Origin of the sequence: Ruficoccus amylovorans (assembly GCF_014230085.1) — a bacterium.
Taxonomy (GTDB): Bacteria; Verrucomicrobiota; Verrucomicrobiia; order Opitutales; family Cerasicoccaceae; genus Ruficoccus; species Ruficoccus amylovorans.
Window position 1 is genome coordinate 1 of record NZ_JACHVB010000062.1, and the last position, 15,927, is coordinate 15,927.

A 15,927-nucleotide genomic window follows, 5' to 3' on the forward strand; every position below is an offset into this window, starting at 1 on the left:
TTCATCCTGCGCGACCTCGACGAGTTGGCCGACAACGCCGTCCAACGCCTCGTCGGGCGCTTCGGTGAACAGGCCCGCCGCATCGAAGCCTACAAACAGGCCCGCCTCCGCGACACCCGCGCCCACGACCTCATCATCCGAGCTGTGGATGCAGGCGTCTGCTCCAACCAGCACATCCCCAAGGTCCTCGACCACTGGAGAAACCCCGAACCCCTGCTTCCGCGAGCGCACCCTGTGGTCCCTCCAGAACGCATTCACCGAGGCCCTCAAGGGAAACCTCAACCTCCTGCCCACCAGAACCGAGCGCCTCCACCAGTTACTCGACGCCCACGCCGGAGTGAACTGAGGAACGGGGAGGGAAACAGCCCAAGGGCTGTCTTCTCTGCCCTGCCCAGATCGTAGGCGAACAATAAAAGAAGCCGCTTGGGGTGCGGCTTCTTTTTAGCTCGAAGAGGTCGCCCTGCCTGGGAACGCCCGAAAAAGACACTGCTCATCCTGCGTCAGTGTTATCGCCCCCAGTGCTCCATGGCCAAGGCTTCGGTTCCTTATCTGAACCTTCCTGAGCACATCCAAATCAAATGTGCGAAAAATAGACTACGTTATCCGGCCACCAACCAACAAATACATAGCTACACTCCCGCCGCACTTGCCAAAGCCAAGCTACTGGATGTAAGTCCAGCCGCCGCCTGAGTCATAACTATCGTACTTATCGTAGGTGCCGTAGATATGACGTCTATGATGAAAATGACCTCTGCAGTAGCAATCTGATGGTGCTACACGTGACGCTTACTCTCGGTCTCACCCGTGGGGATAATTAAAAAGAAGCCGGCCACCCATGGTCGCCTTCTTTTTAGCTGGGAAAACATCTCAGCGAAAAAGCCAAAACGAAAACGTCCAATGTTTAAATTATTGACATGCCCCCTTCTGGTTCAGCCTGCCTGTACTTCATAAATGTCAATATTGCTTCTGGCAAGAGCCTCCGCATACGACTCTCAATGAACAACTATTCCTAAAAGGTTAACGCATCAATAGTTTACGATTTTCGTTTTCGAATTAGCGCGATCAACGCGAGAATTAAGATGATCGCCGACAATGCCCATGACCACCAACGTGTGGTCGTCGGTTCTTGTTCGTGTTGGGGTTTCGCGAAATTGGCCGGAGCTTCATGGGGCACGGCATCTTTTTCATGGGTCTCCACCGTCTGACTTACTGGCGCGACTTGGTCGGGGAAAACAGTCTCCTCAACATGCTGATCCTGATGGTAAGGTATAGGCGGAGGAACACGAATTCCTGTTTTCTCAAGCATCTTTTGCACGTCATCCTCATACCACCAGTCAGCTATGTATTCTCCGTTTTTATCTTTGTAAATTAGATAGCGGATTGGCCGTTGATATCCTTTTTTGACTTCCTGTAATCGCTCCCATTCCTTACGTTGCTCATCCGTCAGTTTGGATCGGTCTTCCACTTGAACTCCACTTTCCCATGCTTCCGGCCATTCCATCGGCCTAGAGCGTATCAGCAACAGTTCTCCTTCCGGGTATTTTTGGCGATCCTCGGGCAAAATAAATGAATATAGCTTATCAATACTTGCACCATCGGAGAAGCTCGAGTTTAAGGACGTCAACCCTTCATCCACTTGTGCAATGTCATTCCAACTTGAGGGCAATTTTCCATTTTCCCAACGTTGATAGATGGATATGAACATACTGAGCTGGTTGGCCGCAGTTCCCTCTGGAAGGCCGACTGTATTTCCGTATGAAACAATCGAAAGCGTACATGTAACAACAAATATATATATTTTTTTCATACTGTTAATCACTCCATTGTTGAGCCTCTCTAAACCTCTTGATTGATAAAGGTGAGAAATCCACATCGATACGCGCACCGCCAGCACGCATAAGACCACCCTCACTGTGATCGCTACTTTCACTCTCCAGCCCTGGCTCGTGCCCTATCTCATGAGCAGAAGTGCCATAGAGCCTTCCCATATACCTCTCCCGATATCCAGCCATAGACTGCGGATCATTCAATATACCAGTTGACAGCGGACTGCCTATTTCTTCTTCACGTATGGCCTCCATATAAACAACAGAATATCCATATGAATTATTGATCGCCAAGTTTCCCTCCGGAGTGCCGCCCATCAAAAAAGGCTCCTCATTCGGATCGCGATCACCACCAACGATTATTACAAGCTCACCATCGAGTAATGAAATTGAAGTAGCCCCTGTAGGGGCTTGGTATCCAAATACGAGCGTATGCGCCCAGAAATACATGCTGTCCTGAATATCTTTGGCGTCATCAAAGTCGCTCCCCGTTCCTGCTGGTAAAATTACCGCTTCATTGAGTTTAAACGGTATAACTTGGTTTGGATTCAATCCAAGACTGTTGGCATCAATAACTTCAATGAAAGCCATCGCATATTTGGGCATAATCGCTTCCACAATCGAAGCACTATTTTGGTTCTGAGGCAATGCGGGAGGTAAGCCTGCCTCAACCAGATAAAAATCATCGTCGTCTACAAGAGCAAACGGCTGCCCAACGGCAGAACTACCAGGATTGCCTTTTACCACTACCTCATCATTAGTGAGTATGTTGTCTGTGTTTGACTGTACTTCATAAATTCCAATATTATCTATATCAATAAGGCCAAACTGAAACCTGTCTTGTTCGTCTGGAAGAGAGATGTCCAGTGTTAATGTAGACCTTCCGGGGATGGGTATGTCTGCTGAGTAGTCGGCAATTGTGCCAGTAACCACATTATTCTCGCTTCCGCTTGAAGGCGGGCCAGCCTCCATCGAGTCAATTTCAAGGTACAATTTCCTCCATACCGTGAGCGTATCGGAAACAATACCCAGTGGTAACGCAGGAACTTGCTCGCTGTTTCCGCTTACGTAAAAATCATTTTCCTCGGCCACCTGTAAGCTGCCTATATTCGACGTGACGCCGTCGAGCAGTAATTCAGCCGCAATCCGGTAATTGTTTCCAGGCTGCGGGCTTAAAATAAATTCCGCAACGGCCTCTCCAGATTCATTGAGTTGGAGAGTAATGCTGTCTTCCGCCAGGCTGATACTCTCTTTTGTGCCAACAGTCACAATGCCTGAAAACTCGCCGGAAAGAGAGAAATCAATCTCATTATTGTCATCTCCAATCGAGGCACCGCTATCGTCATCCACCCCCTCAATCGGAGTGGGATCATCCACATCGAAGGCTCGAAGTTTAACCCTTCCGTTTGCATACTCAGGGATGCTGACATGTACATTGATTCGATTTCTGTAAGAATCCTCACTTGGACTCGCAGCCCCTGGAAAATAGCGCTTCCCCTCCAGCCAGCTTAAATCCTTCGAGCTGTACTCGCTATAATAGGCTGGTACTTTAAAGTCTTCTACTGGGTTGTCTTCATATTGCGACTCCCATTGGACATTTATGCTTACCAGCAGCACGAGGTGCTCTTGGCCGTCGGTGGCGCTGGTGGCGGTGGCGGCGATGAAGGCGCCGTTGTCGGAGATGTCTTCGATCGAGAGGTTGGACCAGTCCGGGTTATTCGGGCCGAGAATATCTGCATCATTAAGAGTGCGGCCATTTCGCCAGAGACGATTGCCATTGACTTGCATAACCCCATTTGAACCGAAGCCAACAACCTGTTGGGCGTCACCACCATTCCTGCTAAGGATCTGGCCACCGTTACCAACATCCGAGAGGAACAAAACAGGACCTCCCCCCCCATGGGCAGACTTCCATAACCCGGACTGCCCATTAAGCGTGCCCATCGAATAGAAATGAAAATTCCCTTGAGCACTTAATTTAGTTCCATCACTAAACTTAAACTTATTCGAATCTCCCATTTTACGCAACACCCAATCTCCATCGTGTGTAGAATCGAATAATCTCCAAATTGGATCGTCCAACCCTCCTGCATCTAAGCTTCGCTTAACCTTATCATATGTAGGTTCAAAAACAACGCTTCCACCATTTTCCATATTCCAATTCCCATCATCAATTTTTGCATAGGATGACTCACCCCCAATCACTTTATTACCGAAAATCAAATACTCTACTCCATAGCTTCTTTCGTATTTAATATACGAATTATACGTACTCGATTCTGGATCTGAGTAACCAAGGATCTCAAACCATAATCGTTGAGTCCAACCATAATTTTTAGCCTCCATCCAGGCTTGCCCACTATCTGAGATAGCCAACCCGATAACGTAAGATTCCTTACCTTTTAAACTCTGAACCCCCCTAACCAAGTCCCATGTTTCCTCTTCGTACTCAACACTACTGGTGCTAGGTGAATTCAGGTAAGGAACATATCTCTCAGGAGGACTGATAGTACCAACATTTCCATTACCTGACAAAATAGATAATTCTGTGGCATGCTCCCCTTGTTCGGGTGGGTCAAACAGAACCACATCGTTATTGTTCATGTCAATAAATCGACCACTTTTATTTAAAACACCACCTCCCAACTTATAGACCTTAAAGAAACTGTTGTATTTTTCAGAAAAAACCACCGATCCCCGGTTGTTCACTGCTTCAAATGTATCTGGAGCATTCGAGAGACTAACGACATCAATCACCGCATAGCCACTCCCTGCGACTGCATCGAAGGTGAAAAACGGGTCGTAGCCGACCGCATCCTTACCGTCAGGCTTACCGTCCCCATCGGTGTCGGCGTTGTCTGGCGAGGTGCCCCAGATGTATATCTCATCGTGGTCACTGATACCATCGCCATCGCTATCGACATATGCTGGGTTAGTCTGGTTGGAAGACGATGTGCCAACACCACCGGAAGATGTGTTTGTTGCCTGAGTATTTGTTGTTGCGCCGCTAAACCCACTGGCCAGGGTAATGCTGTACAAGTTCCCGTCAGAGGGCGCATCCAGACTGGCATACGTCATACCAACCGGCAATATATTAGCCCATGAGCCATCGCCCTGTTGCTCTTCGATTGAGACCAACGTATCACTTGAGGCATTTGATCGCCACTGGTATGTAACAGAAACAATAGTACCCTCGGGACCGTAGTTAACCTTACGGTGAAAATCATAAGGCTCATCAGGCGGGATGGCATACCCCGCATCCGTAGAAACGACAAAAGAAACACTTTGCCCACTGGGTAGGCTTGCAGTGACCGTGGTATTGAGTGTACCCGTGAGCAGGGAGGGAGTATAGAAATAAGCCTTTGCCCCATAGGAGGCTGTCTGTTGAACTAAACTACTCGAGAGCGCATTAGAGCTTTGAGATAAACCCAGACCGGGATACCCTCCTACGACCGCAAACCTGACAGGTGCATTTGCGTAACCTTCGCCTGAGGAATGTTGAACTTTAACGTAAATCATTCGTTCAAGCCAGCTTTCCGGCGCGGCAGATTGATTATTGCCATCAAATATTGAAAGTACAGGCACTTCTCCATTAAAGAAATCATTCGGGTCGGTACCATCCAGATACTCCTGATAATTACTAATACCATCGCCGTCATAATCCCAAAGCACCGAAAGAGATTGCTCTGCATTAATCGGCTCTACCGGTAGCAGGGCGGGGTTTATTGGGGCACCCCCGATAATCCCTTCTGGATCATAGTAATCTGCATAAGTAAGATCAATATAATCAGGATCAGCAGCAAGTATATTGGCCCAGATAGCATCAATATCATCCCTGATACCATTACCATCATCGTCACCTTTCACGAATAAGTCAATTGGCGCAGAATCCGTAGGGTGCCCGTAGTCATCGTAAACCCTGGCAATGATGGGATAAGCAGTCGCAGACCCTGGCATATCGACAACCCACCTTAATTGGTAAGAACCGTCATACTGCTGCATTCCTTCACCGAGCAATACTTCACCCTGAAAGAACTCAACACCGTAAACCCCCGTATCGACATCGCTGGCTTCAGCAACAAAGACAATTGCATCCCCTATCGTGACAGAATGGTTATTACCCGGCGCTACGACACTAACAGTAGCAGGTGTATTATCTGGTACTTCAGACGAGTCGTTAGGATTGGTGCCTTGTTGGTATTCGTACAGATTGAACGCTCCATCATCATCATAGTCTCCGCTGGCATCTTCATCAAGATCACCAAAGTAGGCTATGTCCAATTCCCACCGATCAGGCATCAGGTCGTTATCCGAATCCGCCAAAATAATGATCTCAAGAGGCGACGACACGACTTCGTGACCATATATGTCTCTAGCAAGCAACTCAAATGTATAGTGAATATCATCACTTCCACTAATCAATGGAGCATGTGTTTCAACGTCATAATCACCACCAACTACCAATTCAAAAGTACTCGTAATATCACCATTCCATCGCATTGAAATCGATTCGATATCGGTATCGGCATCAACGACACTGACGCTTACCGATATCAATTCCCCCGTTAAGAAAGCATCTCCATCCGTAGGTGATGAAACAGACACTACAGTCGGGCTGTTCGCTGGTATATCAGATGGGTCAATAGGGCTCGTCCCATGAACGTACTCGTAGAGGTTGGTAGCACCGTCATCATCAAAGTCGCCAAATGCACCATTCACGCCATTTGCATCATTGGGATCCAAGCCGTATGACACTTCCCAATAATCCGGCAAGCCATCGCTGTCAGTATCCAAGTGAAAACTGCTCAGGTCGAAACTAAACATCCACTTGAGCTGGCCAAGATTGAGCGGCGCATAATTCGCATCATCTATACCATCGTCCGACCAGGGTTTATCATAAGACCAATTTTGCCCACTAGCCAAGTTGGCGCTGAGTTGAGAGTTTGTATCAACACCATAGGACAGCAATAGATTGTAAATCCCATTTACCACAAACTTGGCCTGGCCCTGGTTCACCGGAGCATAGTCATGTTCACCCGCAACCATAGGAAACGGGTTTAGGTAAGGAGCATATACATCATCCCATTCAGCTTCTGAGGGTGAAAATATGTCGTCGATGTATGCTTTGGCCTGACTTGCAATATGCTTGAGTTGCCCAAGGTTAGCGGGGGCCTTATTTGCTGCCCGCCATGCCTCCCACTCCTCTTGTGAGAACATCCCATAGGTGTCCTCGGGCCCCGGTGGTGCCGGAAAATCCTCTGCATCAACAACATCATAATCCAACCACCATTGGGGGTAAATCGGTGCATTCTGAGCAGACACTGACATCGGCAAAGATGAAGCACATACAGACAGAGCAATAAAAATCAGTTTCATAGTAGAGTAGCGCTCAGGTAAGGCAAAATTTACCCGACGGTTATTGAAAAGCCCCCATCAGAATATCTCCCTGGCGGGGCATTGTGACATTACCTTGAACCGTAAGATTGCCATTCAAGTTAGTATGGCCTTTGACGACGAGGGCTTCGCCGGCGGAGGACTGGTCACCGGCCAGAGTGGTATCGGGGTCGTCGGGGATCTCGGTGGGATTTTGCTCGTCCCAGTACTTGTTTTTCAGGGTCGTTTGGCCGTTCTTGATAATGGTCAGGGCGTTGGAAGGATTTACATCACTACTCCCATTTCCAATCTCCAAAAGAGGATCCAGTTCTAACCACTCTACGCCATTACCTTCTCCAATATTAAACCGCCCCATCGCAGTTGAAAACTTAGCCCTAGCTGTAACATACCCTCCCCAGGCAGTAGAGCCATCACCACTAGCAACAGTATCTTTACCCCAAGCCGTAGTGCTCCCCCCTAAAGCCATACTTCCGTCCCCCCAGACCATAGACCCATAACCATTAGCAACAGTCATAATCCCCCAAGATGTGGCAGTATTACCTCCGGCAAGCGTCAGATACCCAGATGCTGTCGATAATTCTCCAGATGCCCGCGAAGCCTCACCCCAAGCGGTTGCCCTTGCTCCTGAAGCACTAGATCCATCCCCCCAGGCACTGGACATACTGCCGCTAGCACCAGTCCAACGACCGAAAGCAACAGATGCATTCCCACGAACGGATACCCCATCACCAAACGCAAAAGAAAAATCTCCAATGTCATCATAAGTCCACTCATCGTCGTACATAAGCCCTCCCCGAAAGGTTGACTTTTGAGGAATCCACATAAGCCGAACATTATAACCAACTGGGACTTCATTAGTTGTGTCGTATCCTTCTGCGCTGCCGGCCCAGATGACTCCATTTGGTTCGACGGTGAGGGCGGCCTTGACGCCTGAGCCTGGGTTGACGGTGAATTTGTTGTCCACGGTGAGGTCGCCTTGGGCGGTGCCGGAAGCCTCGACCTTGAGGTCGCCTTCGACGGTGAGGGAGTCGGCGTGGAGGGTGAAGGGGGTGAGGCTTGTGAGGAGGAAGGAGGCAAGCAGGGTTGGGAGGGTGCGTTTCATGGTGGTCGTGGGTTGGGCGTGAAGAGGGTTAGTCGGCGGATGTGGCGGAGGTCGCTTCAAGGCGGGCCGGGGAAATAGTTCCAGTGGCGGACAAGGACTCGCGCAGGGTGGTTATTTTCTCGCGGTAGGCGTCGATGGCGGCGCGGCGTTCCTCGGGGGAGGCGTTGGCGAGCGTGGCGGTCAATTCGTTGACGGCGGCGAGGCGTTCGTTACGGGCCTGGAGCCTGGCTTTCTGCTCGGCCGGGAGGTTGGCGGGGATGTCATGCAACTGCAGTTGGCCCGATGAGCGGGCGGATGCTTGCCCGCCCCGGGACTGGGTAGCCGGGGAGACGGACGCCTCCTCCGACAACTCGCGCAGGCGTGTCAGCCATCTGTGCCTCGCGCACATCGTAGCGCAGTTCGAATTGCTCGCGTTCGGCGGCGGAGAGGTTGTCGGGGATTGGCGGGCGGGTCCAGGTGGGCGAGGCTTTCTTAGCGGAAACGCTGGTGCGGGCAGAGGCACTCTCCACGCCTGACTCCGAACGCTGCTGCTCAAGCTGTTCAATCAAGGGACGGGCCTGCTGACGCCATTGCTCGATCACCGCACGCTTGTCCTGAGGGGAGGATGCCTGCTCCAGTTGCGCGAGCATCTGCTCTCGTGACGCATGCAGGGACTCTCGCAGGGCCCGCGCCTGCGCCGCCTCTGTTGCCTGCGCAGTTTCAACCGCTTGCGAGCCCTGCGCTTTAGTACTCTCCTCGGTAGGGGGCGAAGCCATGAGCGGGAGGGCGATCAGGGGGACAAGGGCGAGACAGCGGAGGGATTTCATATACGTTTTCGTTGGTACGGGAATCACTTCAAAATCACGTGTCCGGATGGACGCAGGGTTAGGTCCTTGCCAGACAGAGAGAGGGTTGTTTCCTCGTAGTCGTTACGGGTTTCATAAACAACGATCGTGGAAGTAGTGGGGGCAGCGGACAGCCCCTGGCTTAAAGAACGGAAAGGCCCATCACCCGCCGCAGGGAGGTCCTTCGTCGCCGAAAGGCCGTTACAGGCGGTGTCGCTACCACGCATATTATTGACGTAGTAGACATGACTGGCCCCACTCACATAATCCGCCAGCAATGGGTCACTACCATTGGCATATTCCAGGTCATCGGTAAGGCCGTCTGCGTCAAAATCCGAAGTCGCACCAACATCCTCCAGAGAGGCGATACTGTCACCGGTGTCGGCGGCCATTATCCGGCGTTCCCACCAGTCAGGGATGCCGTCATTGTCGTAGTCGGTGACTTCCTCCCAGACTAGGTCGTCCACCTGAATGACTGCGCCGGAGGTCTGTTGGTAATTGACCATTGCCACAATGCGAATGTATTGCGTACCAAATCGAAACTCGTCCTCCGGACCGGCCCCCCAACTCATATCAGTTATGTTCTCAGCTGAGAATTCCGTCCATTCCCGAGGAACAGGTCCCGTGGATGCCACATAATTGTGCGTATATCCTGAGTAGTGATTCTGGACAACCACTGGTACTGATGCCGCCAGTGCATCCAACACCTCCTGAGGGGGTGTGACTCCGGCGGCATAGGTCAAGATGTTCCCCGTTACATTGTCGTATGTTTCGTGATCGCTGATGCCGCGTTGTACAATATCGGGAAACTTGCTCGTATCACCCCCAATATAATAGCCAAGCCAGCGAAAGTGTGTACCAGTACTTCCCCAGCCAAGCGGGGCGATATTCAAATGTAATGTGCCCGCAATCTCATCGTAGCTTTCAATTTCTGCAGGAACACCCTTTCGGTTAACATACTCTGGATGGATGTGAGCATATCCACCCTCTTCTTTTTTATAATAGCAACTAAACCCGAAATACAGAACAGAATTTTCATCACCAACCGAACGGAACAAGCCTGACAAACGGTAGTGTTTATCTGGATCGATGGGAACAAACTGGTTCCCTGATAAAGTGGTACTTCCAGCCCGCTGATACACATGGTTTGCTCCATCCATTGTCGGGTTACTATCGTTGACCAAGTCATTATCCGGATTGCCGTCCTCGGCATCATAAACCAAGCGCAGCGGCACAACATGGAGGGAAAAGCTCTGCTGCGTCTGCGATGACTCTGTGTAAGCAATCGCAGTAACAGTATAATCTCCCGGGGCGTCTACTGCTTTGGCGTAGACTGCGGATTCGCCGTTCTCATCCGTGCGGACTTGCAACTCAACCGAAGGGGCTTCGTCATGTTTTTCTTCTGATATTCCACCGGCATACGCCCAGGCGATGGGGGCGTTGATAAGGTCGCTCACCTGACCATCTTGTGCATTCACCCGCAAGGGAAGTTCTGTCCAGATACCCGGGTAGCCAACCTGCCCGTCTCCCGAGACTTTTGTCAGTATCGGCGGCATGCCATTATAATAATCCTGCGGTGAAGTGCTCCCCATATATTCCTCGATATTGCTCAACGTATCCATATCGGGGTCATCGCTACGATCATCGACGCTTGTGTTAAGGCTGTGGGCATTCTCCCAAACATCGCTCATGCCGTCATTGTCATCATCAGTAAAAATCGGGTTGCCGGACGTTAACCGAAGATCATCCCAATAAACATCTCCTGTTGTTTCCCCGAAAAACTGGATACGGGTGGGCTCGGTAAACGTCCCGGTAAGATAGAAATTCGCCGCGACCGGCACACTATCACCGTCCACGTATAAATCCCATACACCGGTCGCATAATCCTGGCGCAAAGTCAGACGAGTCCATTGATCCGAGGCATTTGCTGTGGTGGAAAAATACACTGGCAGCGAGATGCTCTCATCCGCATCCGTAACTAGCAGCATCCCCTGCTCACCGTCGGGAAGATTACCTTCGTGCAGTTGAATATTCCGAAAGGTAGCATCCGCCAATCCGGCAACATCATCATCCGCTAACAGAATAAGGTAATCAACAGAACCCGTATAGTGCTGCCCGATCGGAATAGTCACCGATTGAAAACCCGACCCGGAATAATTGTACTGTCCGATATAACCTCCGCTCTGGCTTCCAGCTATTTGGAACAACTGCGTTGTATCTACTTGAAGGTCATCGTCTAGGTAAATGCCGATAATTTCACCAGCGGCAGTTACGTCGATCTCAAAAGTAAGAACAGTACTTCCAGTGATCGTATACGAATAAGGAATCGCCTTCCAACTGTTGCCCTCTAAACGAATAGAAGTCCCCTCAGTATTTACGGTGGCCGTGGTAGATAAACCGTTCCGGCCATCCTGCACAGGCACAGAGACCAGTTCACCTTCACTGATTTTTACCTGGACTGCGCGAAATGCAATCTTGCTACCGTCCGCATCAATGCTCCAAGCCCCATCCCCTTCCGTGTTTGCCATTGGCAAAAACCAGAAGTCCCACCAGGCTACGTCCTCACTCCCCCACTCAGCCACCTGAACGGCACGCTCAGCTTGACTCACAGGCAACCCCGCACCCAATACCACAGAGTTGTTTCCACTGGCTGACTCTGCATCCGAAACAGTAGCGCTGCCGTTGACGACCGACCAACCTGACTCACTCCCGATACTTGCTGGCGGCGTCAGCCCTTCATAGCCCTCAGGGCCAAACTGGGCATGCAGACCAGCCATAAACAAAAGAGCCGCTAACACCGGCAAGAAATATGTGAGTCTCAGGGGTATCGTACACATAACATATCTACTCTATTACTTATCTAAAATTAACAATATCCATGTCAAACTGATAAAATTTTAAATATTTTCCATTAATTATTTGATACCATCCATAAGACTACCAAATAAATCCATTTGAGGAGTTTTATTGATCATGCTTTTTATCTTTTTTGCCCGGGATCCATCCCAGAGCACCTCTACCAGCCCCCAGCTAGACACGATTCAATCAATGTAACCTGTCGATTCCATTCCGGCAGGCTCCATCTTCTCCTGGCTTTAAGTTCTGAACACCCAAAGCGCGCAGCGGCATAATGCAGATCGGTAGTCGGTAGTGTTCGATGGTTGCCTGGAGGCGTTGGAGGTGGCGTGTCTGTGGGGGATTCGAGGATGAGGACGATGGCGGGTTGACGGTGGGTCTGGGCACCGTAGTTGAGGCACTGGCCGAGGGCCTCGGCCCACTTGTCGGCGAAGTCCACCTCGACCGCGTATTCATCGGTGAGGAGGTCGCAGCGGGTACGGTTCGGCAAGATCACCTCGGTCTCGCCGCCGAGGATATCTTGTGCCCGGTCGCGGTAGTACGACTCCGTGTGGGTACGGGCAAGCAGCGGACTTGCCCAAGGGAAACCCGGGGAAACCATCCCCCTGCCGGTCCTCTGCCGCAAACTGGCTGTATTGACCTGTCTCATCTCTCACCGTGTATCGTATCCAGAAACTTCAGCGGAAAGCGTCTAAGGATGTTTCCGGGAAGCGGGCATCTTGCGAACCCGGCTCAAACAGGATCAGCGCGACAACGGCAGGATGATGACTCCGGAGAGGAACATCAGGTACGTCTCCCGTTTGTCAGGGGCCTCCCGGTCAGAAGCCTTTGCTTGAAGGCACTCGTTCTGCATCTTGACCGCAAAAGGAGGACAGACCGGCCCGATGAGCGCGGAGGTCAGGGACGCCCCGAAGAAGCTCTGCGGGTCCACGTAGACCGAGAAGGTCTTCCAGGCCGAGACCACCCCCGCCAGCACGTTCTCGATCCCGCCGGCGAGCAGAAACGGGTTTTCCAACCAGCAGCCCAGCACGACCTCCACGCCGCCTTCGACAAAGGTATCCACGAACGTCCAGGCCCCCATGTCCAGCGTACCGCTGAAGGCCTGCATGAGGTCCGCGCTGCCCTCGGCCACCGCGAACAGGCCGACTCCAGCGTCGCAGGCGTTGACATTCAGCCAGCCGTTGGAAATCCCCATTCCTTCCAGCCACTGCCCCAGTCCGGCCCGTGAGAAGCCGGGGATGGGGATGCCCGCCTTGGTCGGGAAATCCGTCAGCAGGACGTGTCCCGCGTGCCTGTAGCCCTCCACGATCCCATGCTGGGAGAAGGTGCCCGGCAGGTCGAGAAGCAGATCGTGCCCGGCCTTCCAACGGTGTCCGCCGCCGGAGGCCAGCGAGTCCGCCAGCGGGAACTTCGCAAAAAACGGAAACAGCCCGTCCACGAAGTGACGCAGTTGGGCTGCGGGCAGGTGCAAGCAGCGAACTGTCCCGGCACGATGTAGGCGAGCGCTTCCATGGGAGGCCGTTCTTACGAGTCGGAAAGGGCCTCCCCGTACTGGGGCCAGATCGCCTCGACCGCCTGGTTGACGGAGTTCTTGGGCACCCGCATGAAGCGTTCGGTGTCCTTCTGCGGACTGCCGGTCAACACAAAGTATCCCGCCACCGCCGCGATGGCGATGCCCGTGGAGATCCAGCCCACCGGACCGGCGATGGAACTGCCCATGAAGAAGGCCGTCGTGGCCGCCACGGCACCCGCCCCCCAGCCGAGGGCCGCTCCGATCCCGCCGATGACCATGGCGATCCCGGCGGCCCCGCCGCCGACTCCGACCGCCGCCTTGATCAGGTTTTCACGCTCCCGGCCCGAGGGGGCCAGCACCGCCTCGCTCAGCTTGCAGGCCGCCTCCACCTGCGGCGGCGTCACCTTCAGCTTGTGCTTGAAAATGTTGCGGACCGCCGTCGTCAACGTGATCCCGTCAACATAGCGCAGGAAACGCTCCTTGGCGGGCTTGTCGCTCATGATCTGCGCGAACTTCGCATCCAGCGTGCTCTCAAGGAGCGCTTTGAATTCATCTACATTCATGGTTGTCCTTGTCGTTTGTGGGTGAATTGGTTGAAAACCTGGGGCATCAAGCTGAAAATACTGTCCCGGCCTGATTGCTCACTGCCAGTTGGTGTATATGTTGTAGGCGATGATGCGAGCCAACCCATCAGGCATGTACATACGACTGTAGCTGAGGGGGCGCTTGTCGGAGCTGTAGAACATGACCTCGGTCATATGGACGCCCTCGTCGGAGCGGGTTCCCGTTTCCTCTTTGGTGTGGATCAGGACCGTCGCGTCAGCTGCGAACTTCTTCTTCAGGCCCAGAAAGTGGATCGTGCTCCCCTCCCAGTTCGGTCTGGGCAGCTCCCGTTTGCCGACATTGCTGGTGCGCAGGCACTCGACCGCAACGACCTGATCCTTCCGGTCCACCATGAGCGCAATGGCGTTGTACCCGCTCAACAGGGCCAGCGTATCATACCCATGGGCGTTGCGGTACTCCCCGCGCACCGGGAAGACCCAGAGCCGAAAGGAGTTCTCCGGGAAGCCGTCGGTAACGACCGCCTGCGAGCGCCCGATCTCAAGGGCGTCATAGAGGCGGTGACGGACCTCCTGCAAGGGATCCAGGTAGTAGATGCCGTCAAAGAGGTAGGTGCGCCTGTCCAACCGATCCCCATAAAGCCACCCATGCTCGAACTCGTTAAACCGCATCAGCCATGCGCGGCTGAAACTGTCCGACTGCGAAAACCCCCTCAACCGCGAAGATGCCCCCAGTTGCAGCCCCAACAGCTTGACCAGATCCCGGATGGTCGTGTTGTCCAGTCCGGCGTGAGAATTCTTGCGGTCCCAGTTCTCGTCCAGTTGGAGGAAGCTGGTCGGACAGTGCTCCAGTATCTGCTCCCGGGTGGCCGTAGATAGTTGTTCAAAGGGCACGGCATACTCCCGCTCCTGATGCAGGGGAACAAAGCGCAGCACCTTCCCGTCGTGCCCGACAATGCGGGCCATCACCTCCCGTCCATCGGCAGCTTCAATCCTTGCCCCGAAGGGATCGAAGGCCCCGGCCCCCTGCGCCTGCCCCGCCCCTGAGACCAAAAGCCCCAGCAGGCACAACAGCCCCTTGACTGGGACGGAAGCCAGGCGCCGCCGACCGGAGCGATGCCTCCGGGCACAGGGGAGCACTGTCTGTGACCTCGCCTCCAACGTCATTTCCCCCCAAGCTCCACGAGCACCGTGACGGCCCCCGCGTTGTCCTGCTGACGCGCGTAATCAAGCGCCGTGTCTGCGCGAGCGTCCACCGCCTCCACCTTTGCCCCGGACTCCACAAGGGCCTCGATCACCGCGGGGTCGGGATTCAGGGCCGCCGCCAGCATGAGCGGCGTCAACCCGTATCCGTCTGTGCCGTTGGGGTCCGCCCCGCCCACCACCAGTGCCCGAATGACCGCAGGCGAGTTGGTGGCGGCAGCAGCCATCAAAGCGGTCCAGCCGTATTGGGTTTGGGCATTCGGAAGCGCCCCCGCCTCCAGCAGGGCCCGAACGACCTCGGGGGTGTTTTCCTGGGCCGCATACATCAGCGGGGTCAACTCATCGTCGTCGGCATCGTTCGGGTCCGCCCCGGCTGCGATCAGGGCCTGAATGACCGCCACCGAGGGGTTGGAGAGGCCCGCGTACATCAACGCCGTCGCACCGTAGCGGTTTCTCCCGCTGGGATCCTCCCCGGCCCGCACAAGGCTGCGAATGACCGCCGGGTCGTCCGTCTGCCTCGCCGCCTGCCCCAAGGGAGTCCACAGCACCGCTGCCCGTGGGCCAGAGGACACTCCGGGCTCAGCAGGGTTAACACCGCCTTCCTCTTTAGGAGAAGAGACCGTTGCCGCACAGCCACAAAGACCGGCAA

Annotated in this window: 11 protein-coding genes; all 11 read right to left on the reverse strand. The window is 53.3% G+C overall.

The window, feature by feature from the left end:
• A partial coding sequence (locus H5P28_RS17800) for a hypothetical protein (protein WP_185677046.1) occupies positions 1–231 on the reverse strand: 231 nt, incomplete at its 3' end.
• A gap of 802 nt (positions 232–1,033) precedes the next feature.
• Positions 1,034–1,807, reverse strand: a complete 774-nt coding sequence (locus tag H5P28_RS17805) for a hypothetical protein (protein ID WP_185677047.1) — start codon at positions 1,805–1,807, stop codon at positions 1,034–1,036.
• A gap of 4 nt (positions 1,808–1,811) precedes the next feature.
• The gene (locus H5P28_RS17810; RefSeq protein ID WP_185677048.1) at positions 1,812–7,202 is read right to left on the reverse strand and encodes a thrombospondin type 3 repeat-containing protein; all 5,391 of its coding nucleotides are present in this window, start codon (positions 7,200–7,202) and stop codon (positions 1,812–1,814) included.
• Between the two features lie 40 nt (positions 7,203–7,242).
• The gene (locus tag H5P28_RS17815; RefSeq protein WP_185677049.1) at positions 7,243–8,322 is read right to left on the reverse strand and encodes a hypothetical protein; all 1,080 of its coding nucleotides are present in this window, start codon (positions 8,320–8,322) and stop codon (positions 7,243–7,245) included.
• Between the two features lie 28 nt (positions 8,323–8,350).
• Complete coding sequence (locus tag H5P28_RS17820; RefSeq protein ID WP_185677050.1) at positions 8,351–8,590, reverse strand: hypothetical protein; 240 nt, start codon at positions 8,588–8,590, stop codon at positions 8,351–8,353.
• Positions 8,583–9,128: a hypothetical protein gene (locus H5P28_RS17825; protein WP_185677051.1), complete on the reverse strand. Its 546-nt coding sequence runs from the start codon at positions 9,126–9,128 to the stop codon at positions 8,583–8,585. Before H5P28_RS17825 ends, H5P28_RS17820 begins: the two co-directional genes overlap by 8 nt.
• 23 nt (positions 9,129–9,151) lie before the next feature.
• Positions 9,152–11,923, reverse strand: coding sequence for a hypothetical protein (locus H5P28_RS17830; protein ID WP_185677052.1), 2,772 nt, complete (start codon positions 11,921–11,923; stop codon positions 9,152–9,154).
• Positions 11,924–12,744: 821 nt separating this feature from the next.
• A complete protein-coding gene (locus tag H5P28_RS17835) occupies positions 12,745–13,473 on the reverse strand; it encodes a hypothetical protein (protein ID WP_185677053.1) in 729 nt (242 codons plus the stop codon).
• A 53-nt stretch (positions 13,474–13,526) separates the two neighbouring features.
• A complete protein-coding gene (locus tag H5P28_RS17840) occupies positions 13,527–14,078 on the reverse strand; it encodes a hypothetical protein (RefSeq protein ID WP_185677054.1) in 552 nt (183 codons plus the stop codon).
• A 78-nt stretch (positions 14,079–14,156) separates the two neighbouring features.
• A complete protein-coding gene (locus tag H5P28_RS17845) occupies positions 14,157–15,215 on the reverse strand; it encodes a hypothetical protein (protein WP_185677055.1) in 1,059 nt (352 codons plus the stop codon).
• Between the two features lie 23 nt (positions 15,216–15,238).
• Positions 15,239–15,927: ankyrin repeat domain-containing protein (locus H5P28_RS17850; RefSeq protein WP_221773476.1), on the reverse strand; the 689-nt coding region annotated here is incomplete at its 5' end.